The organism is Sporosarcina sp. P26b (assembly GCF_002743245.1).
Taxonomy (GTDB): domain Bacteria; phylum Bacillota; class Bacilli; order Bacillales_A; family Planococcaceae; genus Sporosarcina; species Sporosarcina ureae_C.
On the sequence record NZ_PDYW01000011.1, the window covers coordinates 34,573 to 56,728 of the forward strand.

Genomic DNA, 22,156 nt, shown 5'->3' on the forward strand with positions numbered 1-22,156 from the left:
TTTTTTACTTTCACATTTTGAACGATTCTACATATGCTGATAAAGAAAGGGGTGGGTGTCTTGATTGAACACCAAAGTATATCTATTGATGGACAGTCATTTCAAGCAGTCACAGTGAAGTTGCCTAAAACTACGCTACTTACAGTTTCAAATGACAAAGGGTATATTATGTGCGGTGCCCTAGATGTAGGTTTGCTAAACAGTGTCTTGGCGGATCGTAAAATTATTGCAGGACGCGCGGTAGGAGTGAAAACGATTGAACAGCTGCTCGCTGCACCTTTAGAATCGGTAACACTTGAAGCTGAACAATATGGTATTTCTGCAGGTATGATCGGTTCAGAAGCCTTATTGAAAATGACATGAAAAATGGCGCCTAATTAATTAGGGCGCCATTTTTCTTTATACAATTAAAGTATTACTCATACACAAGACAGTTATTTATTATCGTATTTCTCTTCGCTAGACGAATTGTCTTTCGTCTCACGATGATTTCTTTCTTCTTCCTCTTCCATACGCACATCTTCTAATGGAATAGCATCTACAGTCTGCATATCCTCATGCATATCGTAAATACTTTCTTTATCAGTCTTTAAATTTTCAGGATTGTCCATATAGCCGCCTTTTGCATCTTGGCGGTCTTTTTCTGTAAATACTTTTTTCTCTTTACTCATGACGATCCGCTCCTTTGCTGTCTAGTTAAGTTAGTCTAAAAATCGACCTAATAATCCTTTATTCGGTGCAGGTTTTTGATTGTGGTCTTTACGTTCACCACGCATAGGTGTGTCATTAAATTCATCGAATTGGCGTGATAATTTGTCGCGTGCGTCTTTGTTACGCATCAAATAGGCTGCACCTAAACCGATTGCTGTTAAAGCCATTCTCTTTTTCATAAAGTGCTCCTCCTCGTTATTGTTTCTTATTGATTTGTTTTCCCAGTTTCCATTCATGCTAAACAAATAACGCAAAGGCGAAGAAACAAAGAACAGCCAGCAATCGAAAACTCTCGACTGCTGACTGTTCTTTTCTTACTATGCGGAAAATTTTATGTTGCGATTACTCCATACTGACGAAATAACATTGTACGCTCGTCGTATGCATGTTGCATCTTACACTGCTTAACTTCTTTGAAGCAGGTATTTCACGTGCACTTACACAAAAAACTTCTTTCGCATTGCCTGGTAAACCTGTCCTTCTGTTGGAACCTTAAAAACAGATTCCCAAACCGAGTGTACCAATTGCCAGTAAAGAAAAATTTTCCGCCAAGGCTGTGCATCTCTTCCAGATCTAGTAGCTTAACTTCTCTAACTAGTTCCTTCAGTTTGCCTTGTATATATAGTATACCCAGGTAAACCATTCCTAAACATCTTTTTTAAAATTAATTTAAAATCTTTTTAAAGTTTTTTATAACTCGCGGTTAATGTACTTATGATCTATAATAGAGGACTGAGGTGAGAGCTTTGAACAAGGGATTAACAGGGAGAAGCACGATGAATGATCTTGCTGAAGTAAAGCCCTATGTAAAAGAGAATTTACTATTATGAGTCCAGTACAAAATATAGAAATGATACCTTGCAGTCTTGAAATAACGAAAAATGCACGAAAAGGTTTAGAACAGTGGTTTTTAAGTGAGGAGGCTTTTGTTTCTTCAGAGTCTACTTTTGATATACATATTGAGAAGAAGCCTGAGAATCGTATGGGGAACCAATCCTATGCGTTGTTTTTTGATCCGAAAACAAATAAAAGATTCGCCAAAGAAGTACAACAACGTGTTGCAGTCATGGAATGTGTACTGAAACCGGATGGTCTGCTAGCAACCGGATTTCATGTCAGGGGTGCAAGAGAGCCAGTTCAGACGAATCGTCGACTACATACGGCAATTAAGTTCCGATTAAATCGATCTGGAGTAGCAATTCCAATCGAATTCTATACGAAATTGCGCCAATTACCCGTTGCAGAAGAACGCTCAGAATATGTTAAAAAGCGAATTGAAAGCTGGGAAGGATATCTGCAAATAGCGGAGAAAAATGCGGATGTAGAAGATATCAATTGTACATTTACCCAAGCTAGTTTCACTAGTGATTTCACAAAGTTGCGTCTTCAATGCAATGATTTGCAAACGAAAAACTGGAAGCAACTTCGCGGGTTTAGTGTAAAAATGAACGAGCTATCTACTGATATTGGACAAGTTGTTGATGCGCAAAAGGGTCAAAAAATCATTGTAGTGGAATTGAATCAGCGGTTTCAAAAGAAAGCTAGATCTGAACAATGGTTGCCCACGCGTAATAAAAGTATAGTGCTGACGAACTTTGCTGAATTGAGTCAGATTCGTCGGTTACGTAAAGGTTTCAAGGATTTGCAGGATGGACTTGCAGCCAATGCGAATCTAGAGAGGGTTTTATTTGAAGAACGGCCTGTCGTGCAGATTACTAATAAACAGCCACAACTGGAATTCCATAATAATTTAAATGAGTTCCAGCAAGAAGCCGTTTCAGGTGCGATGAAAGCACATGATCTATTTGTAATCCAAGGTCCACCAGGCACAGGAAAAACGACAGTGATTTCCGAGATTTGCTATCAGAATGTCAAAGCCGGCTTGCGGACACTTGTCGCTTCCCAATCAAATCTCGCAGTGGATAATGCACTCGGGCGATTACTTACAGATCCAGCGACACGCATTTTACGCTATGGACGATCAGAAAGTATTGAAGAAGAGGGAAAACGCTTCATGGAAGAAAATGTTGCGTTACATTGGAGAAATGAAACGATTGAAACGGTACAGGCGACACGTGCAGTTTATCGAACAAAAGATATAGAATTACAAAAGCGAGCAGATCAATTATCAGAACTGATCATACAAAACACTGAATTAAAACTTTCATTGACCGAACAACTAAAAGTACAAAGTATAGTACAAGAGAAGTTAAAAAAGCTGAAATCTGAATACTTCTCTCGAAAATCACTGCTCGATCAAGCCATTCGTCGGCTATCTCAAAAACAACAGATAGTCGAACAAATAGAAAGTGATCTAGCGCGACGTACAGAAGAAATACAACTATTGCGAGAACAATTGCAATCTGAGCCAAGTAAAGTGGAATTATTAGCTCAAGTAGAAAAGTGGTCGAACGAACAGCAACTACTAATACAAGCACAAACATATATCAAATTGCAGTCCGAATTACAAAATAATACTGAAGCCATACAAAAAAGTAAGGAAGAGAAACAAGAACTACCTAGTATGAAACAAATGCTAGAAGAAACCTATAGTGAAGTGCTGTCACAAACGAAAATGAAAGATATTCAAACGGTACTATCTGTAAATCATATTGATTTACCTATTCATATTACGTTACGAAATAACGACTTACAGAAAATTATCAAATCGATCGAAAGTGGAGAGTATTCCTATGAATTTCAAGAATGGAAAGAACTTCATGAGCGTTTTCAGACAGCTATCAATAAAACACAGTCTCTTTTACAAACGCATCGTTACCCAGTAGAGACTATTGATAAGCGGTCAACCGAAAACTTCAAAACCATTCAGGAAATGCATGACATGATTGATCGTTTAGGTAAGTTTTTAATCAATCCTACGACGAAAAAGGTGCTACAAAATAAAGAAATTTCATCTGCTAAAACAGAAGTACTGCAAAAGATTGCACAAGGCATGTCACTGTTTTACGGTAAAGAAGAAATTGTTCGGGCAAAAGGAATAGAACTTCAGCAACAGAAAGTCCACTCCGTAAAGGAAGTTTTTGCAGAGGTGAAGCATGAAATTCTACGGTTTTTGCAGCATGAACTTCAAAAAACACAACTGGAGATACAGCGAAAAGACGAACATAAACAAGCACTACATTCTAAGCAAACAGAAGTAGAAGGACGAATCAAAGAATGGTTGCAAAAAAATGAGCTGCCTGAAAAGCAGTGGGAAGAAAGTCAATTGACAGAGGAAATTAATCAGTTGGAGACGATGATAGTTGAATGCAGGCAACAAATAAAAAAAGTAACACAATTAACTGCAACTATCACTACATCAGAACTAAAATGTTCCCAAGCAAAACAAAAGTTAGAAGCAGAAATGGAAGAAGTCCTAGTAGTAGAGCGAAAAACACAGCAATTGACAGATGAACAACATCAACGACAGCAGGAGATAGAAGAGCTTGCGGTTCAATTAAAACCGGATATAAAAGAGCAACTTGAAAATGTAGAAAAAGTGCTAACGCAAGCCGAACCGCAGCAAGCAGAAGTAGCGAAAGAACAACAACAACTACCCATCCTTCAGGAATTGCAAGAGCAGTGGGAAGAATTACTACAAGAGGCCAATGACTATGATCTAGATGAAATCCGTAAGCTTTATATCGATCATGCAAATGTAATTGGTACCACATGTGTCGCATCGGCTTCCAAGAAGTTTATGGATGAATACCCGGTCTTCGATGTAGTCATTATTGATGAAGTATCAAAAGCAACACCGCCAGAATTACTATTGCCGATGTTAAAAGGTAAGAAAGTTATTTTGGTAGGCGACCATCACCAGTTGCCGCCACTAGTAGGGCAAGAAACGATGGATGAACTAGTGGATCAGCAAAAAGATCCAGAAGTGCAACGAGAAATGAAAAAGTTACTCAATGAATCATTATTTGAACGCCTATTCCGAACGTTGCCAAAACAAAATAAAACGATGCTCAGTATTCAGTATCGTATGCATGAAAAGATTATGGCTACAATCGCACCGTTCTATAAAGAAGGTAACTATCAATTACAATGTGGACTTCCCAACTCAGATGAATTACGAGATCACCTTCTAGACAGCAATAACATCACAAGAAAAGATCATTTACTATGGTTGGATACACCTAATACACCGTCATTTTTCGAAGCGCAAGTCAAAGGCGGAACAAGTCGTTTCAATGAAGCGGAACTCACTATCATTCAAGATACATTGCTCGATATTGAACAGGCTACGGAAAATGCTAAAAAAGATGGCTTGATGAAACCTGATGAAAAGAAAAGTGTAGGTGTAATTAGTTTTTATGGAGAACAAGTGAAGCGGATTGACCGACTTATTCAGCAAGAGATTCGTCCGAAACAATTGCATTGTCGCACCGGTTCGGTAGATAAATTTCAAGGTATGGAAATGGACATTATTATATTGAGCTTCGTCAGAAACCATGGAGAAAAAAGTGGAGATATTGGATTCGCCAAAGACTATCGACGATTGAATGTGGCATTATCGCGAGCGCGAGAGTTGCTGATTATTGTCGGTAGTTCCGAGATGTTCACCGTCAGAACAAAGAATTCCACGACGCGAGATATGTATAAACAGTTGAGGGAAGTAGTAGAACGTCAAGGTGGATTACGTAAAATAGAATAGATGCAAGGAGGGTGAGTAGATGGATTCGATTCGAAAAAAGTTGCAGCAAGAATTGCAACGACAGCCCGATATCCAAATACAACAATCAGACAGCTGGGGATTGCCGGTTGAGCTCATCAATATACCCTACACAACGAGTAAACGTACAACTATGGATATATTAATGAAAATGATATTGCTGACGATTCAACGACTAGAAGTGTCTGAATCAAAGAAAATCGCAGAATTTCTTGCGGTCGAGCCGCTATTTGTTGAGAATTTATTTAGCAAAATGGAAGCTTCACGGATGATCGAATGGCGAAAAGAAAATGTTGAGCTGACGAGTATCGGTGTAAAACAATTGCAAGCAGGTGTTTACGAACATCCACCTAAAAAGGAAGAAAACAAGTTTTACTATAGTGCGTATCATAATTCGATTTTATGTCAGCAACCTGAAAAGATCTTTACAGCAAAAGTTAAAGAATTTCGATTAGCGAAGAAGTATTCAAGCAAAGCGCAAGCGTTAACTGATGATCAGTTGCGCATAGCACTTCTCGCGGCCGATGCTGAAACAGCCGAGGGCACGCTTCAGAAGGTTATTGATAAGATAGAGATACCACAAATTTTAGATAGTCAATTGATCCCTTGTATAGAATTTTATCTTTATGATCGTTCGGAAAAGAAGTACTTTACTAGGGTGTGGAATACATTAACGGAAGAGTGGGACGAATGTTTGGAGCAGATCATCGATGAACAAGCTCCTCTTCGAAAATGAAAAAGACCGGGGAAATTTTCCCGGTCTTTTTGCTGTTATCATTTACGTTTTTTCTGTTGAGTAGGAGCTTTACGTAATTCAGCAAGTTCTTTTGACATTTCTTCTTTCATGTCTTTCGGGGCAATCGTCTGGTTCTTTGGCGTTTGTGGTAATGAACCGGCAGAATTACTTCCTTTTTTGTGTTCATCTCTTCCCATATCTGATTCTCCCTTCTGTTGATACCTTCTTAAGTAAGTTGGATCAAAATTGAAAAGTTATACGCATAGTTGAAGATCAATTTAGTCGATAACCTTAAAAAATGATGAATTCCATTCCATAAGCCTTTCTATCGAAAAAAGGCTTATTTAGTCGTCTAGTGTTTAGTACGTAGCGGATTGGGAATATATGCATTAAGCATTACGGTTCGTAAAACGAATACTAGGAGGAATACTATATATGGCTAACCAACATAACACCGATCAAGAAAAGAAAATGTCTTTGGAAGAGGCAGGACGTAAAGGAGGTCAAGCAACCTCTAAAAAACACGATAAAGAATTCTATGAACAGATTGGACGTAAAGGCGGGGAAGCCACAGCCCAGAAACATAGTAGTGAGTTTTACAAAGAAATTGGACGTAAAGGTGGAAAAGCAACTTCAGAGAAACACGATAAAAATTTCTATGAAAAAATTGGGCGTAAGGGCGGAGAAGCGAGAGCCCAGCAAAATAAAAGTATGAGTTAAATAAATGAGCAGGAAGATTTTCAATAAAAAAAGGCATATCCGAAGCGGTCATTTCGATTCGGGTATGTCTATTTTTATTGTGTATAACTATCAACTATATAAATCTACTCTTGTTTCTAATGATGCAGTACAGTATAACTGTTATATGCAGAAGTAAAGGAAATGGGGGAGAATATGGAACAACGAAAAGAACAATGGTCTTCTAAGCTTGGGTTTATTATGTCTTCAGCAGGTGCAGCAATTGGCCTAGGGGCAATTTGGAAGTTCCCCTATGTTACAGGTATGAGTGGTGGCGGAGCATTCTTCCTGTTATTCGTCGTGTTTACAATTTTGATCGGTTTACCTATGTTGATCTCTGAATTCATTATTGGACGCGGTTCGGGTAAAGAAGCAATTAGTGCGTATAAAAAACTAGCGCCGACTGGTGCGTGGTCCTGGATAGGTAAGCTCGGTGTGGCAGGGTGTTTTCTTTTATTATCCTTCTATAGTGTAGTCGGTGGTTGGGTGTTCGTGTATAGCGGATTATCTATTGGTGGTAAAATTATTAGTGAAGGTGCTTCCTACTCAGAACAATTTGGCTCGATCGTCGGTTCACCACTAACGACTTTGATTGGCTTGCTTCTCTTTACGATTATTAATATATTGGTCGTATCTTCAGGCGTACAAAACGGTATTGAAAAAGCGAACAAGTATATGATGCCTTTATTATTTGTATTTTTTATTATTTTAGTTATTCGATCGTTGACGTTGCCGGGTGCAATGGAAGGTGTTTCTTTCTTCCTAAAGCCTGACTTCTCCGGTATTACTAGAGATTCTGTATTGTATGCACTTGGACAGTCCTTCTTCTCATTGGCAGTAGGATTTTCATGCATGGTAACGTATAGTTCCTATTTGAAAAAAGACGTTAGCCTGACTTCATCTGCAACTTCTGTTGTTGGCATGAATTTATTTGTATCTTTGCTTGCGGGTCTGGCCATTTTTCCAGCAGTATTTGCATTTGGTCAAGAACCAGCTGCAGGACCTGAATTATTGTTTATGGTGTTGCCAGCAGTGTTCTCTCAGTTACCGCTCGGTCAAGTATTTTTAGCATTGTTTTTAATTTTATTCCTCTTTGCTACATTGACGTCATCATTTAGTTTGTATGAGATTATTGTGGCGGCGATGACGGCGAGTGGCAAGCGGTCGCGTAAATCCGTGACATGGTTGATTGGTGCAGTTGTATTCATCGCAGCTATTCCTTCTGCCTTATCGTCCAGTACATTGTCAGGTTTCCTGATATTTGATAAGAGTATTTTTGATGCGACAGATTATTTGGTCAGTAATATTTTACTTCCGGCAGGTTGTTTGTTGATTGCGTTATTTATTGTTCGCAAGATGGACCAGTTGTTGGTCCGTGATGAGTTTACACAGTACCATACGCAGTCTAAAGGTTTTTATCCGCTCTGGCACTTTTTGATGAAGTGGATAGTGCCGTTGACGATTATTGTGGTGTTCTTGAATACGCTTGGGATTGTGAAGTAAGTGAATGTTAAGGCTCCGTTGATCTGCGTTCCAGGCAGATGTGTTTGCTCTAAAACGGAAATCCCAATCCACTCACTAATTACTCATTTTAATATACTATAGAGACTTCCTACTAGGGGAGTCTCTTTCTGTGTAAGAATGAGAGTTTCCAATGGATTGATTTGACTAATAGGTATCTTAATTGTATAATACCTATTAAACATGTTGGAATAATATATTTTGACTGGAGTGTGGAAGAAATGCAAAAGAATATTACGATTCGTTCTGGGGAAAACAATTTGTCGGGTGCGTTGCATCTGCCTGAATATAGAGAAGAAGCTATACCGTTGCTTATATTTATCCATGGGTTTGTAGGTAGTAAAGTAGGGGAACATCGTCTATTTGTTAAAGCCGCCCGTTATTTCATTGAGCGTGGATATGGGGTATTCCGCTTTGACTTTAGCGGGTGTGGCGAAAGTGACGGAGATTATGCAGATGTAACATTGACCAATCAATTAAAAGAAGTACAGGATGTCGTAGATTATTTAAGTTCGATTCGCGGTATAGATAAACAACAAATTTCATTAGTAGGGCACAGTATGGGAGGGGCAGTTGCGTCGCTGACGGCAGCGAGTGATTCACGGATTAAACAACTGATTCTCTGGTCACCGGTAGGTACACCATACGAAGATATAACGGGAATTCTTGGACCGAAAGCAGTTCATGAAATTTCAAGGCAAGGCAGTCATGACTATCACGGATTTATGATCAGCCAAACTTTCCTTAAAGATTTGAAAAGACATCAACCTATCGAAGCGATTCGTTCATTTATGGGACCTGTGCATATTGTTCATGCAAAAGAAGATGAACAAATATCAAAAGAACATACGAGACGATACGTCAACTCACTCAATAAGCGCTTGAACGGAGAGCGTGTAATAGAACAATATATTGAACAGGCTGATCATACATTTTCAAGCTATTCTTTTGAAAATGAATTGTTTGATAAAAGCTTGACGTGGCTTGAAAGAAATAGAGTAAAGCAACTTGCATTGTAACTATAAATTGATAAACACCTCCCGCTTAAGAGAATTGCGGGAGGTGTTTTTAATGAATAAAAGGCGGGCTGCTTACCCGTTTCCGCGGATAAGCAGCCCTAAATTGGAATGTAGGATAAAACTGGAGATAAGGAAAGAAGAAAAATTTACTTTGCCGCTGTTTTACCAGCTTGGATGAAACGCTCATTGACAACGTCCCAGTCCACAGTATGCCACCAATTTCGTACGAATTCGGGGCGGCGGTTCTGATACGCTAAATAATAAGCATGTTCCCAGACATCGATGACGAGTAATGGAGTTTTACCATCCTTCAATGGCGTATCTTGGTTTGGCGTGCTCATGACTTCTAGCTCTCCGTCATTTAGCACTAACCAGCCATATCCACTGCCGAAGCGACTGATCGCCGCTTTAGTCAAGATATCTTGAAAGTTATCAAATGTAGTAAAATACTTATCGATTTCTCTCTTAATATCTGCTGAAGGTTCACCTTTGCTTTTTGGCGTCATAGATTCCCAGAATAAGCTGTGACAGTAATGTCCACCACCGTTGTTTTGAACAGCAGTGCGTATCTCTTCAGGTACCTGACTGAGATCAGTCAATATGGTTTCAAGAGATTGAGATTGCAACTCTTCTTGATTTTCTAGTGCCGCATTCAAGTTATTGACATACGTCTGATGATGTTTGCCATGGTGAATCTCCAATGTACGTGCATCGATATACGGTTCCAGAGCGTCTACTGCATAAGGCAAAGCAGGAAGAACAAATGGCTTCAAATTTTCACCTCCAAAGAAACTATAGAAAACGTTAAAAGTTGCCCTAAGGAAATAATGTTTCCTTAGGGCAACATTAATAAAGAATAGAAACTTTTGCAAGGCTTTTCTGTAAAAAAATTAGTAAATGAGTCGAAAGACCTGACGTGAATTCAAATTAAAAGCTTTAGTTAATTAATATTAAAAGACTTTTTTAGTGCATATTTGTAGTTAGCAAGTTTACATGATTTTAGGAAGGGAATAGTTCTACAAAGCGAGGGATGACAAATGTTTAAGCCACTGTTTATTTTTGTAACTATAATTTTATGTAGCATGACTACTACTACCTCTTCGTCTGTTCAAGCAGCACAATCAACCGGCACAATTAGTGTTGTGTCATTTGATGGATTGGGTTATCAAGACGCACAGAGATATATAGATAAAGGAATCATGGTGAATTTAGAGGGATTTCAAAAAGAGGCTGCTTATGCGACGGATTTCATAACAGTTACACCATCACTAACCGCGCCATCACATGCCACAATGGCAAGTGGTGCAGCACCTTCCAAGACGGGTATTGTTAGTAATCAGTTCCACTCGTCAGGTGAAACAGTAAAAGATGATCAAAGCGGATTTGCACAAACGTTAGGCGTTACACCTATATGGAAAGAAGCGAAAAATCAAGGGAAAGTAACAGCGACGGTCTCTTTCCCGGATTCAAATCCTGAAAATGCTTCTGCTGCTACGTACGCTGTGTATTCAGGAGGGACCTTAGCGGATTCGAAACTTCATAATTTAAAATTTTCATCTATAGAAGATCAACGTGTTAAACAATTAACTGCAACCACGACAACAGAAGTGGAAGAAGCGGTGATTACATTAGATATAAAAAACTCACCATCCCAACAATTATATGTGTTGCGAACAGATGAGGAAAAAACGGAGCTTTATATTTCAATGGACCCTAAAGAAATAGGAGAAAAAGTATCAGCAAATGACTGGATCAGTGTCGTGCTAGACCTACCAGACTTCGATAGTGCAGGATTTTATATAAAACTAAAAGGGGATCCTGAAGATAAAGAGAAGCTACAGTTATTTCAGGGTACCGTAATGGGAGGGCTTTACAAAGGGCCAGACCAATTCACGAACGAGATTAAATCAGAATTCGGATTTTATCCCGCGGCTGATGAGATAGACGCTTTCAAAAATGGAGATATTACAAGAGAAGAATATGAGCAAGTAGGCGAACGTTTCGCAAATTGGGTGACGGATGTCAGCTTATATATTAAAGATCACTATCAACCAGACTTATTATTTTATTATTATCCAGTCGTAGATACTGAACTGCATAACTTTTTATTGAGAGAACCTGCCCAACCAGGATATGAATTATCGAATGTGTTGGAAAAAGAGAAATATGTTAGCTGGGCATTTGGGGAAGCGGACCGAGCCATTGGGCGAATCAAAAATAATCTTAACCCTGAAGATCACTTGTTGATTGTTTCGGATCATGGCTTAGAACCAATTCATACGAGGCTTTCACCGAATAAAGAGCTTGAGAAAGCCGGACTGCTTGTAACAGATGAAAAAGGAAATGTAGATACATCTAAGACAAAAGCGTATGCGGAAGCGAGTGGAACGATTGCGCATGTGTATGTAAATCTCAAAGGTAGAGAGAAAAAAGGAATTGTAAAAGAAGAGGAATACGAACGAGTAAAGAATGAAATTGTATCCGTCTTTACCGATAAGACCGTTTTTTCTGCCCTTTCACAAGATCCTGAAAAAGTGGCTCATCCTATTTTGCGTTGGCTCACTGGTAAAGCGGACCTAGCCTATACTTACCCGGCACCTTCAGTCTTATCTAAACAGAAAGAAATCGAAACTTCGCCGTATGAAGCAGTTTGGACAGAAGAACAAGAAGAGTATGTAACATTTAATAATGATAATAGTGGTGATGTATTCCTGTCTGCTGCTCCAGGATACTTGATGGGAAAAGACGCGAAAATTGCTGTCGAACCAACCCAAGAATTGGGGAGTCATGGTGGTAATCCTGAGCGTATGCCATTACGTCCTATTCTATTTGCAACAGGTCCTAAGATTACCAGTGGGGAAATTAGTGAAAGAATAACGATGACTGATATTGCACCAAGTCTATACAAACTTCTAGATTTAGAAGCGCCAGAATTTGTAGACGGTCAAGCTATTTGGTAAGGGAAATAATTATGCTGTTAAAAGAGTAAGCATAGCATTAGAAAAACTGAATTTTTTTAAGAAGTGCGTAGGTATCAACTTTCCTAACGTACTTCTTTTTTTATTACTACATTCTCTTAATATATTATTTTATAAAAAAAGTTTCTTGCGTTTAATCAGAATAAAAGTATAATAATGATTAATGAGTTATTTCAGAAAAAGGAAATAGGTGAGCAAATGAACGAAAGAAAGAAATTACTTGAAGTTAAAGATTTGCAAACGACCTTTTTCACGGATTCGGGAGAAATTCCAGCAGTAGATCATGTGGACTTTTATGTGAGAGAAGGAGAGGTCTTAGGGATTGTTGGGGAATCTGGCTGTGGGAAGAGTGTAACCTCTTTATCTATCATGCAGTTGGTGCCAAGTCCGCCCGGGAAAATCACTGGAGGAGAAATCTTATTTGAAGGTCAGGACCTCCTAAAAAAATCGGAGAAGGAAATGAGAGGGATTCGCGGAAACGATGTCGCGATGATTTTTCAGGAGCCTATGACTTCACTTAACCCTCTTTTCACAATAGGTAATCAGATGTCTGAAGCAATTTCCCTTCATCAGAAAAAGTGGTCAAAAAAGCAAATCAAGGAACGGGCAGTTGAAATGTTAAAATTAGTCGGATTGCCTCGCTCTGAAGAAATTATGAAAGAATATCCTCATCAGCTATCAGGTGGTATGCGACAGCGTGTCATGATTGCTATGGCACTTGTCTGCGATCCAAAAGTTCTTATTGCAGATGAGCCTACAACAGCACTTGATGTAACCATCCAAGCGCAAATCCTGAAATTAATGCGGGATCTAAATGAACGTATGAATACAGCGATCCTACTTATTACGCATGATTTGGGGGTAGTGGCTGAGACTTGTGAACGCGTCGTAGTTATGTATGCAGGGCAAGTTATTGAGGAAGCACCAACTCATGCGATTTTTGAAAATCCTTGTCATCCATATACTCGCGGATTGATTCAATCTGTTCCAGATATGCGGGATAAAAGAGACCGTCTTTATTCCATTCCAGGCAATGTGCCGAAACCCGGATCCATTGAGACGGGTTGTAGATTCGCAGCAAGATGTGAAAGCGCTTTCTCAAGATGCTGGGTAGAAACGCCGGAATTGTACCGAAACTCTGAAAATCATCAAACTAGATGCTTCTTATATGACGAGCAAGAAGGAGTGACGAGTGCAAATGAGCAAACCGCTGCTAAAAGTTGAAGGGTTAAAAAAGTACTTTCCCATTCGTAAAGGATTAATTGGTAAAACAGTTGGTCACGTCAAGGCGATTGATGATATTTCCTTTTATGTCAATGAAGGCGAGACGCTTGGAATTGTAGGGGAAAGTGGTTGCGGTAAATCGACGACTGGTCGAACGATTATGCAGTTACTTGAACCTACAGAGGGAATAGTGGAATTTCAGGGCAGAGATCTAGCTAAACTACCTGCTAATGAAGTACGTAAGATTCGTAGAGATATCCAAATGGTCTTTCAAGATCCTTACGCTTCATTGAATCCACGGCATACAATCGGAAAGATTTTGGAAGAGCCATTGATTGTCCATGGAGGTCACAATGCAAAAGAACGTCGTAAAAAGGTTGTGGAGTTCTTAAAAATTGTTGGTTTAAGTGAATATCATGCTAAGCGCTACCCTCATCAATTTAGTGGAGGGCAACGTCAGCGTATCGGAATTGCTCGAGCATTAATGACGAATCCTAAATTGATTATTGCAGATGAGCCGGTATCTGCGCTTGACGTATCGATTCAGGCGCAAGTTCTGAACTTAATGCAAGACTTACAAAAAGAATTTAACTTAACGTATATCTTTATTGCACATGATCTCGGTGTTGTACGTCACATTAGTGATCGTGTAGCAGTTATGTACTTAGGGAAAATCGTAGAGATTACGAAAAGTGAAGAGCTCTATGCAAACCCACTCCATCCCTACACACAAGCTTTGTTGTCTGCGGTTCCTGTACCAGATCCAAATTACAAAAAGGAGCAAATCATTATTGAAGGGGACATGCCTAGCCCGGCGAATCCTCCAAGTGGTTGTGCATTTCACACTCGCTGTCCGTTCAAAATGGATGTGTGTACGAAAGTAACCCCTGTGTTAGCAGAGGAGAATACTGGTCATTCTGTTGCTTGCCATCTGTATACGGATGAAGGCAACGATGATATAGAAAGAAAAAAACAATTGGAGGGATCTGTATGAGAAAAGGGAAATTGTGGTCGTTCGCGTTGATCATGCTTCTTGTCTTATCGACTGCACTGGCAGCTTGTTCAGGCGGCGATGACAAAGAAGGTAGTGGGGACAAAGACAAAGACACTGCAGATAAAGGCGGCAGTGAAAACAAGACGTTAGTATTTGGACGAGGTGGAGATTCAACATCTCTTGACCCATCCCGTGTAACAGAAGGGGAAACTTTTAAAGTTACAGTGAATTTATTCGAAACGTTATTAAACTTTGGGGAGCAAGATACAACGGTTCAACCCGGTCTTGCAAAAGAATATGATACAAGTGAAGATGGATTGACGTATACATTCCAATTAGAAGAAGGCGTAAAGTTTCATGATGGCACAGACTTTAATGCAGAAGCTGTTGTGAAGAACTTTGAGCGTTGGGCTAATGGAGATTCAGATACATTCCCATACTATAACTCTATGTTCGGTGGGTTTAAAGACGATGAAGATCACGTAATTGAATCTGTTAAAGCAGATGGAGAATCCACAGTGATTATTACTTTGAAGCGCCCGCAAGCACCATTCTTGAAAAACCTTGCGATGAGTATGTTCGCTATCTCTAGTCCAGAAGCTTTCGAAAAGGGCAATGATGAGTATGAGCGTAATCCAGTAGGAACAGGTCCATTCAAGTTTGTCGAGTGGAAGCCAAATGAGACAATTACAATTGAAAAGAACGAAGAATATTGGCAAGAAGGATTACCGAAATTGGATCGCATCATTTTCCAAGCAATTCCGGATAACTCTGCTCGCCTGAACGCATTACTATCTGGTGAAATTGATTTGGCAGATGGAATCAATCCTGCTGATGGGTTAAAGATTGAAGACAATGATACATTGCAGTTGTTCGAGCGTCCTTCCATGAACGTAGGATACCTTGGATTAACAGTAACGCGTGAGCCATTTGATAAAAAAGAAGTTCGTCAAGCAATGAACTATGCTATCGATAAACAATCAATCGTTGATTCATTCTTTGAAGGACGCGCAGAGGTAGCGAAAAATGCTATGCCGTCATCTATTTCAGGTTATAACGATGATGTAGAAGATTATGCATATGATCCTGAAAAAGCGAAAGAACTATTGAAAGAAGCAGGTCTTGAAGATGGATTTGAAATGGAGCTATGGGCTATGCCGGTTCCACGTCCATATATGCCGGACGGCAAGAAAGTAGCAGAAGCGATCCAAAGCAACTTGGCTGACGTAGGTATTAAAGCGAAAATCGTTTCGTATGAGTGGGCAACTTACCTTGATAAAGCAAGCAAGGGAGAAGCAGATGCATTCATGCTAGGTTGGACTGGCGATAACGGTGACGCGGACAACTTCCTATATGTATTGTTAGATGAAGATAATATCGGAAGCAATAACTACACGTACTTCAAGAACGACGAAACACATAAGCTATTCATTGAAGCACAAACAGAAGTAGATGAGGACAAGCGTATCGAGTTGTATAAGCAAGCTCAGGAAATTCTTCATGAAGAAGCGCCTTGGGTACCACTTGCACACTCCATTCCTTTGTTAGGCGGTAAGAAAGAATTAACTGGTTTCGTTCCACATCCTACGGGTTCTGATTTGTTATCAAATGTAGAATTCAAATAAGTTACAAGTAAATTGTATGATCGAAGAAGAGGGAGAAGCTAGCATTCTCCCTTTCTTTGATTAATAAATGATAAGAGCCGGAGGGGTGAAAGAGTTGTTCAACTATACGATTAAGAGGCTTTTACAGCTGATTCCTGTCCTGCTTGGTATGACATTTTTAGTTTTTATGTTGATTCGTGCAATTCCTGGTAATCCAGCACAAGTAATATTAGGACAACAAGCGACTAAAGAAGCGGTAGAAGCTTTGACGATTAAGCTAGGTCTTGATCAACCGTGGTATACACAATACTTCAGTTATTTAGGTGGTATTTTTAAAGGTGATTTAGGAGAATCCATGCGTACGCGCCTTCCTGTGGCAGATGAAATTTGGCCTTATTTAGCAGCTACATTAGAGTTAGCATTATTTGCGATGATTATCGCGGTCGTTGTAGGAATTAACGCGGGTATTATTTCTGCTTGGTTCCAAAACTCATGGTTTGATTATTCAGCAATGGTACTAGCGCTAGTTGGAGTATCCATGCCGATCTTCTGGCTAGGATTAATGGGACAGTGGGCATTTGCGATCGAATTACAATGGTTGCCAACAACTGGACGTGAAAATGTCCGGGACCCTATATCCGCCATAACCAATTTATACATAATTGATACGCTCATCCAGGGCAGGTTTGATCAATTATGGGAAGTTATTAAACATTTGATCTTACCTGGACTAGCGCTCGCAACCATTCCAATGGCGATTATCGCCCGAATGACACGTTCGAGCATGTTGGAAGTTATGCGTTCGGACTATATTCGTACAGCGCGAGCAAAAGGTCAGAAAATGTTCTGGGTAGTATATAAGCACGCGTTGAAAAATGCGATCATTCCTGTGTTGACAGTTATTGGTTTGCAGATAGGTTTATTGCTCGGTGGAGCTATTCTGACGGAAACAATCTTCGCTTGGCCTGGAATCGGACGCTATATCTATGACGCAATCAACTTTAGAGATTATCCTGTTATTCAATCAGGTATACTCATCGTTGCATTTATCTTTGTCATGATCAATCTCATCGTCGACCTATTGTATGGACTGATCGATCCGAGGATTAAGTATGATTGAGGAAGGAGGAACAGTTCATGTCAGAATTTACGCCTAAGGTAGATGGAGTAGTAGAAGCAGAATTAGAAAAAACAACAGGACCTTGGCGGGAAGCTTGGGTAGGTTTTCGTAAAAGTAAAGTGGCGGTTGTGGGCGCAGTCATTGTCATATTCTTTATACTGCTCGCACTCTTCGGACCCCTTGTCACGAAAGAAGGCATCAACGAACAATTAATGACAGATCGACTGCAACCTCCTTCGTCAGAATACTGGTTCGGTACGGATGATTTCGGCCGTGATATTTTCTCACGTATTATTCACGGTGCACGAATTTCTCTAACTGTTGGATTTTTCTCGGTAGTAGGTTCGATTGTAGTAGGTAGTTTCCTAGGAATTATCGCGGGTTATTATGGTCGCTGGATTGATACCATTATTTCGAGGATATTCGATATTATGCTCGCATTCCCTTCTATTTTATTGGCAATTGCGATTGTATCCGTACTAGGACCAAGTTTACGTAACGCGTTAATTGCAATTGCGATCATTAACGTACCGAACTTTGGACGATTGATACGGTCTAAAGTATTGAGTATTAAAGAAGATGAGTATATTACAGCTGCAAAGGCAATTGGAATGAAAGATTTCAGAATCCTATTTTCGCATATTTTACCTAACTCAATGGCACCTGTTATCGTTCAAGGTACATTGGCGGTTGCTACAGCTATCTTAGAAGCAGCAGCACTTGGATTCCTAGGACTAGGAGCGGAAGCCCCTTATCCAGAGTGGGGGAAGATGTTAGCTGACTCTAAGGATTATCTGCAAAATGCTCCATGGACAATGATTTTCCCTGGGGTTGCCATAATGCTCACAGTTTTAGGATTTAACCTCATGGGTGACGGTTTACGTGATGCATTGGATCCCAAAATGAAAAGTTAAGCTATATTTTTTTGACGGATATAATCTAGATCATGATAGTGGATGGAGGAGAGTCTTATTTACAGACTCTCCTCCATCTTTTTTGAATACGAATAAGCGGTAATTTATGTACGAGTTATTTGGTTGATCTTCATTCCGATGATCAACCATTTTTTAACCAGTTTATTTACGCTAGTAAAAGGGAAAGATGATAACAAATTGATTTTGAAACGAGGTGGAGACACTGAATAAAGTATTTACTGTAATGGCGTTCACTGGTGTACCTTTAGTGTTTTTAGCGTCTTTTTTGAATTGGTCCGATTTATGGATGTTTGCGCTATGTTGTTATAGTATTGTTGCTCTGGCTGCATTCATAGGAAGAGCTACAGAAAGCTTGGCAATTGTTAGTGGTCCAAGAATTGGTGGTTTGTTAAATGCCACATTCGGTAACGCGGTAGAACTTATCATTTCTATATTTACGTTAAAAGCCGGATTGATTGCAATCGTACTGGCATCGTTGACAGGTTCTGTTTTAGGAAACTTATTATTAGTTCTCGGGCTATCATTTTTCGCGGGTGGTCTGAAACATAAAAGACAGAATTTCAGTATTTATGATGCACGGTTCAACTCTGCGCTACTAGTGTTTGCAATAGTTGTTGCATTCGTGATTCCGGAAGTATTTTCGATGACGATGGATACGAAAACTGAACTACATCTAAGTATTGGTATTTCGATCATACTTATTCTGATTTATTTAGCTGGCCTAGTATTTAAATTATTTACTCACCGTGGTGTTTACGGTTCTGAAGATCACGAAACGGATGAAGTTCCAGAGTGGACGAAAAAGAAAGCTATATTAGTATTGATGATTTCGACAGTAGCGGTCGCATTTGTTTCAGAGAAGCTAGTGCATACGTTTGGTACGTTAGGTGAGAAGTTTGGCTGGACGGAGTTATTTATCGGTGTCATCATTGTTGCTATCGTTGGAAATGCGGCAGAGCATTCATCAGCGATCACGATGGCGATGAAGAATAAAATGGATATTTCAGTTGAAATCGCGATTGGTTCTACATTGCAAGTGGCAATGTTTGTAGCGCCGGTTCTTGTACTGATTTCCTTGATGATGCCAACTGCAATGCCGCTCGTATTCACTTGGCCAGAGTTAATCGCCATGATTACCGCCACCTTGCTAGTCGTCAATATATGTCAAGATGGCGAGTCGAACTGGTTTGAAGGGCTCGTGCTGTTCTCAGCTTATCTAATCATGGGTATTGGATTCTTCTTACTGTGAGTGGTGAGTAGTAGTTTTAAGAGCGGGATAGGGGAAGGAAAGCATCTTTACTATTCTAACTTGAGTGGAATATAAAAGGTATCATTTAGTTGAATAATAATCTTAATAAGATCTTGATGTAATATAGACTTTTACGCATTACTTATTTGTATCAAAGTGTAAAAGCCCGATTCGCATTTTTCAGCGAATCGGGTTTTTATGTCTTAAAAGAAATAGTTTAATGGAGTATAGAAAATGATGTAATTTTGATTAGTAGTTAGGAACTTGTTCTCGCTTTTCCCACTCATTACTTTTAAGACAAGCGCTGCCTAAAATCCTCATAACCAAATTGCTTCACGACATTAATTTCATTATCCACCGTATGAAGAACGATGGACGGAAGATTAACTCCGTTGAACGTATTGTTCTTCACCATGGAATAGTGTGCCATGTCACAGAATACAAGTCGATCGCCTGGCTTTAACGGCTGATTGAATGAATAATCACCAATTACATCACCAGCCAGACAAGTTGGGCCGCCTAATCGATATGTATAGGCTTTTTCATTTGCCGTGCCTGCTCCAATAATCTCTGGTCGATAAGGCATCTCCAGTACGTCTGGCATATGGCAAGCCGCTGATGTATCGAGAATGGCAATGTCCATACCATTTTGCATGGTATCAAGTACTGTGGCGACAAGGAAGCCTGTGTTCAATGCGACAGCTTCGCCTGGCTCCAAGTACACTTCAAGACCATACTTGTCCTGCATGAAACGAATGCTACGAATCAATGCGTCAATGTCATAATCAGCACGCGTTATGTGGTGACCGCCACCGAAATTGATCCATTTCATCTTCTCTAAATAAGGACCAAATTCTTCATCGATAATTTGGATTGTCCGCCATAATGTATCTGAGTTTTGTTCACACATCGTATGGAAGTGTAGGCCACTAATACCATCAAGTTCGTCAGGTTCAAAGTTTTCTAAAGTAACACCAAATCGTGAGTAATCGAAGCATGGGTTATACATGTCGACTTCAATTTCCGAGTACTCAGGATTGATTCGGATACCACATGCAATCGATTTGTCGTGCTTCTGAACACGATCCTTAAACTTCTTCCACTGCGCAAATGAATTAAATACTAAATGATCGGAATAGCTAAGGATTTCATCAAATTCGTCTTCTTGGAAGGCAGGGGCATACGTGTGCACTTCTTTCCCCATTTCTTCATAACCGAGACGTGCTTCAAACAAACCACTTGAAGTCACCCCATGCAAATACTGCCCCAGTAAAGGATAGACGTTAAACATCGAAAATCCTTTTTGTGCAAGTAAGATCTTGCATCCTGTTTGATCGATAATGGATTTCATCTTTTCTAAGTTAGAGATAAGCAATTTTTCCTCCACAACATAACTAGGCGAAGGGACAGCATGTACATCAAAGTTCATAATATTCACCTCAGTCAATCAGAGTTGGATTGAAATCTTCATGCCACGGCAAACCATATTCATTCAATGCTTCCATGAATGGATCTGGGTCGAATTCTTCAATATTGAAGACACCTGGCTTTTTCCATTTACCTGTTAACATCATCATGGCGCCAATCATTGCTGGAACACCTGTTGTATAGGAAATTGCTTGTGATCCTACTTCTCGATAGCATTCCTGGTGATCGCAAATATTGTAGACGTAATAAGTTTTCGGCTCGCCGTCTTTTATACCTTGATAAATACAGCCGATGTTCGTTTTACCTTTCGTGCGCGGACCAAGAGAAGCAGGATCCGGTAATATAGCTTTTAGGAATTGAAGTGGAACTATTTGCTGACCGTTAAATTCAATAGGTTCGATAGATGTCATGCCAACGTTTTCTAATACACGTAAATGCGTCAAATACTTTTCAGAGAAAGTCATCCAGAAACGGATTTTCTCGACACCTGTAATGTTTTTCGCCAAAGATTCCAGTTCTTCATGGTATAACAAGTAAACGTCTTTCGGACCGATTTCAGGTAAGTCATAGACGCGTTTTACTTCAAGAGGCTTTGTTTCGATGAACTCGCCCTTTTCGTAGTAACGCCCGTTTGCAGTGATTTCACGAATATTGATTTCTGGATTGAAGTTAGTTGCGAATGGATATCCGTGATCGCCAGCGTTTGCATCGACGATATCGATTGTATGGATTTCATCGAAATAATGCTTCAGTGCGTAAGCTGAGAATACGCCAGTTACGCCAGGGTCGAAACCACTACCAAGCAGTGCTGTAATACCTGCTTTTTCAAACTTCTCTTTATAAGCCCACTGCCATTTATATTCGAACTTGGCTGTATCAAGCGGCTCGTAATTTGCTGTATCTAGATAGTCGACTTTTGTTTCAAGACATGCATCCATGATCGTCAAGTCCTGATAAGGTAGTGCGACGTTGATGACGATATCAGGTTTGAATTCATTAATTAATGCAACAAGTTCAGGCACATTATCTGCATCTACTTGTGCAGTTTGAATTTTCGTACGTCCACCATCGAGCTTTTCTTTCAATGCATCACATTTTGACTTTGTACGGCTTGCAATACAAATTTCTTCAAATACATCTGGTACTTGACAACACTTATGCACGACGACACTTGCTACGCCGCCTGCTCCAATAATTAATGCTCTTCCCATTAAAGACACC

Annotated in this window: 19 protein-coding genes; 13 read left to right on the forward strand and 6 right to left on the reverse strand. The window is 39.7% G+C overall.

Features of this window, described 5'->3' with window-relative positions; translation table 11 throughout:
• Nucleotides 1-33: 33 nt before the first annotated feature.
• Nucleotides 34-363, forward strand: coding sequence for a YunC family protein (locus CSV69_RS10945; RefSeq protein WP_099625992.1), 330 nt, complete (start codon nucleotides 34-36; stop codon nucleotides 361-363).
• A 71-nt stretch (nucleotides 364-434) separates the two neighbouring features.
• Here CSV69_RS10945 and CSV69_RS10950 read toward each other — a convergent pair whose 3' ends face one another.
• Both CSV69_RS10950 and CSV69_RS10955 read right to left on the reverse strand, forming a co-directional pair.
• Entirely contained in the window at nucleotides 435-671 is a 237-nt protein-coding gene (locus tag CSV69_RS10950) for a hypothetical protein (protein WP_085427109.1), read from the reverse strand.
• Between the two features lie 30 nt (nucleotides 672-701).
• The gene (locus CSV69_RS10955; protein WP_085427108.1) at nucleotides 702-890 is read right to left on the reverse strand and encodes a hypothetical protein; all 189 of its coding nucleotides are present in this window, start codon (nucleotides 888-890) and stop codon (nucleotides 702-704) included.
• A 647-nt stretch (nucleotides 891-1,537) separates the two neighbouring features.
• Here CSV69_RS10955 and CSV69_RS10965 point away from each other — a divergent pair.
• Together CSV69_RS10965 and CSV69_RS10970 are read left to right on the forward strand one after the other, a co-directional pair.
• A complete protein-coding gene (locus CSV69_RS10965) occupies nucleotides 1,538-5,371 on the forward strand; it encodes a DEAD/DEAH box helicase (protein ID WP_099693422.1) in 3,834 nt (1,277 codons plus the stop codon).
• 19 nt (nucleotides 5,372-5,390) lie between these two features.
• On the forward strand, nucleotides 5,391-6,125 hold the full coding sequence (locus tag CSV69_RS10970; protein ID WP_085427106.1) for a hypothetical protein: 735 nt from the start codon (nucleotides 5,391-5,393) through the stop codon (nucleotides 6,123-6,125).
• A gap of 38 nt (nucleotides 6,126-6,163) precedes the next feature.
• Here the strand turns inward: CSV69_RS10970 and CSV69_RS17050 are convergent, their stop codons facing one another.
• The gene (locus CSV69_RS17050) at nucleotides 6,164-6,322 is read right to left on the reverse strand and encodes a hypothetical protein (RefSeq protein ID WP_199170413.1); all 159 of its coding nucleotides are present in this window, start codon (nucleotides 6,320-6,322) and stop codon (nucleotides 6,164-6,166) included.
• Between the two features lie 238 nt (nucleotides 6,323-6,560).
• On the opposite strand from CSV69_RS17050, the gene CSV69_RS10975 reads away from it, so the two are divergent.
• The 3 genes from CSV69_RS10975 to CSV69_RS10985 all read left to right on the forward strand — a co-directional run bounded on the left by CSV69_RS10975 (nucleotide 6,561) and on the right by CSV69_RS10985 (nucleotide 9,403).
• The gene (locus tag CSV69_RS10975; protein ID WP_085427105.1) at nucleotides 6,561-6,845 is read left to right on the forward strand and encodes a KGG domain-containing protein; all 285 of its coding nucleotides are present in this window, start codon (nucleotides 6,561-6,563) and stop codon (nucleotides 6,843-6,845) included.
• A gap of 174 nt (nucleotides 6,846-7,019) precedes the next feature.
• The gene (locus tag CSV69_RS10980) at nucleotides 7,020-8,366 is read left to right on the forward strand and encodes a sodium-dependent transporter (protein WP_099693423.1); all 1,347 of its coding nucleotides are present in this window, start codon (nucleotides 7,020-7,022) and stop codon (nucleotides 8,364-8,366) included.
• 239 nt (nucleotides 8,367-8,605) lie between these two features.
• Nucleotides 8,606-9,403: an alpha/beta hydrolase gene (locus tag CSV69_RS10985; protein WP_085427103.1), complete on the forward strand. Its 798-nt coding sequence runs from the start codon at nucleotides 8,606-8,608 to the stop codon at nucleotides 9,401-9,403.
• A 146-nt stretch (nucleotides 9,404-9,549) separates the two neighbouring features.
• Here CSV69_RS10985 and CSV69_RS10990 read toward each other — a convergent pair whose 3' ends face one another.
• The gene (locus tag CSV69_RS10990; RefSeq protein WP_099693424.1) at nucleotides 9,550-10,176 is read right to left on the reverse strand and encodes a superoxide dismutase; all 627 of its coding nucleotides are present in this window, start codon (nucleotides 10,174-10,176) and stop codon (nucleotides 9,550-9,552) included.
• A 309-nt stretch (nucleotides 10,177-10,485) separates the two neighbouring features.
• On the opposite strand from CSV69_RS10990, the gene CSV69_RS10995 reads away from it, so the two are divergent.
• The 7 genes from CSV69_RS10995 (at nucleotide 10,486) to cax (ending at nucleotide 19,507) form a co-directional block, all read left to right on the forward strand.
• A complete protein-coding gene (locus CSV69_RS10995; RefSeq protein ID WP_158232654.1) occupies nucleotides 10,486-12,363 on the forward strand; it encodes an alkaline phosphatase family protein in 1,878 nt (625 codons plus the stop codon).
• A 216-nt stretch (nucleotides 12,364-12,579) separates the two neighbouring features.
• On the forward strand, nucleotides 12,580-13,605 hold the full coding sequence (locus CSV69_RS11000; protein ID WP_085429003.1) for an ABC transporter ATP-binding protein: 1,026 nt from the start codon (nucleotides 12,580-12,582) through the stop codon (nucleotides 13,603-13,605).
• Nucleotides 13,580-14,599 (forward strand): ABC transporter ATP-binding protein, encoded by a 1,020-nt coding sequence (locus CSV69_RS11005; protein ID WP_085427100.1) that lies wholly within the window; start codon nucleotides 13,580-13,582, stop codon nucleotides 14,597-14,599. The genes CSV69_RS11000 and CSV69_RS11005 overlap by 26 nt, the downstream gene beginning before the upstream one ends.
• On the forward strand, nucleotides 14,596-16,224 hold the full coding sequence (locus CSV69_RS11010) for an ABC transporter substrate-binding protein (RefSeq protein WP_085427099.1): 1,629 nt from the start codon (nucleotides 14,596-14,598) through the stop codon (nucleotides 16,222-16,224). The genes CSV69_RS11005 and CSV69_RS11010 overlap by 4 nt, the downstream gene beginning before the upstream one ends.
• Before the next feature lie 67 nt (nucleotides 16,225-16,291).
• Entirely contained in the window at nucleotides 16,292-17,323 is a 1,032-nt protein-coding gene (locus tag CSV69_RS11015; RefSeq protein ID WP_369823342.1) for an ABC transporter permease, read from the forward strand.
• Nucleotides 17,324-17,340: 17 nt separating this feature from the next.
• Complete coding sequence (nikC, locus tag CSV69_RS11020; protein ID WP_085427097.1) at nucleotides 17,341-18,237, forward strand: nickel transporter permease; 897 nt, start codon at nucleotides 17,341-17,343, stop codon at nucleotides 18,235-18,237.
• Nucleotides 18,238-18,460: 223 nt separating this feature from the next.
• Nucleotides 18,461-19,507: a calcium/proton exchanger gene (gene cax / locus CSV69_RS11025; RefSeq protein WP_369823955.1), complete on the forward strand. Its 1,047-nt coding sequence runs from the start codon at nucleotides 18,461-18,463 to the stop codon at nucleotides 19,505-19,507.
• A gap of 292 nt (nucleotides 19,508-19,799) precedes the next feature.
• Here cax and nspC read toward each other — a convergent pair whose 3' ends face one another.
• Complete coding sequence (gene nspC / locus CSV69_RS11030) at nucleotides 19,800-20,936, reverse strand: carboxynorspermidine decarboxylase (protein WP_199170414.1); 1,137 nt, start codon at nucleotides 20,934-20,936, stop codon at nucleotides 19,800-19,802.
• Between the two features lie 10 nt (nucleotides 20,937-20,946).
• Nucleotides 20,947-22,146 carry a saccharopine dehydrogenase family protein gene (locus CSV69_RS11035; protein WP_085427095.1) on the reverse strand — a complete coding sequence of 400 codons (1,200 nt, stop codon included), beginning with the start codon at nucleotides 22,144-22,146 and terminating at the stop codon, nucleotides 20,947-20,949.
• Nucleotides 22,147-22,156: the final 10 nt, after the last annotated feature.

What these genes read in the sequence shown, in the direction of transcription:
- CSV69_RS10945 (WP_099625992.1), top strand. Translation starts at nt 34, where the DNA reads ATGCTGATAAAGAAAGGGGTGGGTGTCTTGATTGAACACCAAAGTATA.
- CSV69_RS10950 (WP_085427109.1), bottom strand. Translation starts at nt 671, where the DNA reads ATGAGTAAAGAGAAAAAAGTATTTACAGAAAAAGACCGCCAAGATGCA.
- CSV69_RS10955 (WP_085427108.1), bottom strand. Translation starts at nt 890, where the DNA reads ATGAAAAAGAGAATGGCTTTAACAGCAATCGGTTTAGGTGCAGCCTAT.
- CSV69_RS10965 (WP_099693422.1), top strand. Translation starts at nt 1,538, where the DNA reads ATGAGTCCAGTACAAAATATAGAAATGATACCTTGCAGTCTTGAAATA.
- CSV69_RS10970 (WP_085427106.1), top strand. Translation starts at nt 5,391, where the DNA reads ATGGATTCGATTCGAAAAAAGTTGCAGCAAGAATTGCAACGACAGCCC.
- CSV69_RS17050 (WP_199170413.1), bottom strand. Translation starts at nt 6,322, where the DNA reads ATGGGAAGAGATGAACACAAAAAAGGAAGTAATTCTGCCGGTTCATTA.
- CSV69_RS10975 (WP_085427105.1), top strand. Translation starts at nt 6,561, where the DNA reads ATGGCTAACCAACATAACACCGATCAAGAAAAGAAAATGTCTTTGGAA.
- CSV69_RS10980 (WP_099693423.1), top strand. Translation starts at nt 7,020, where the DNA reads ATGGAACAACGAAAAGAACAATGGTCTTCTAAGCTTGGGTTTATTATG.
- CSV69_RS10985 (WP_085427103.1), top strand. Translation starts at nt 8,606, where the DNA reads ATGCAAAAGAATATTACGATTCGTTCTGGGGAAAACAATTTGTCGGGT.
- CSV69_RS10995 (WP_158232654.1), top strand. Translation starts at nt 10,486, where the DNA reads ATGACTACTACTACCTCTTCGTCTGTTCAAGCAGCACAATCAACCGGC.
- CSV69_RS11000 (WP_085429003.1), top strand. Translation starts at nt 12,580, where the DNA reads ATGAACGAAAGAAAGAAATTACTTGAAGTTAAAGATTTGCAAACGACC.
- CSV69_RS11005 (WP_085427100.1), top strand. Translation starts at nt 13,580, where the DNA reads ATGAGCAAACCGCTGCTAAAAGTTGAAGGGTTAAAAAAGTACTTTCCC.
- CSV69_RS11010 (WP_085427099.1), top strand. Translation starts at nt 14,596, where the DNA reads ATGAGAAAAGGGAAATTGTGGTCGTTCGCGTTGATCATGCTTCTTGTC.
- CSV69_RS11015 (WP_369823342.1), top strand. Translation starts at nt 16,292, where the DNA reads ATGATAAGAGCCGGAGGGGTGAAAGAGTTGTTCAACTATACGATTAAG.
- nikC (WP_085427097.1), top strand. Translation starts at nt 17,341, where the DNA reads ATGTCAGAATTTACGCCTAAGGTAGATGGAGTAGTAGAAGCAGAATTA.
- nspC (WP_199170414.1), bottom strand. Translation starts at nt 20,936, where the DNA reads ATGAACTTTGATGTACATGCTGTCCCTTCGCCTAGTTATGTTGTGGAG.
- CSV69_RS11035 (WP_085427095.1), bottom strand. Translation starts at nt 22,146, where the DNA reads ATGGGAAGAGCATTAATTATTGGAGCAGGCGGCGTAGCAAGTGTCGTC.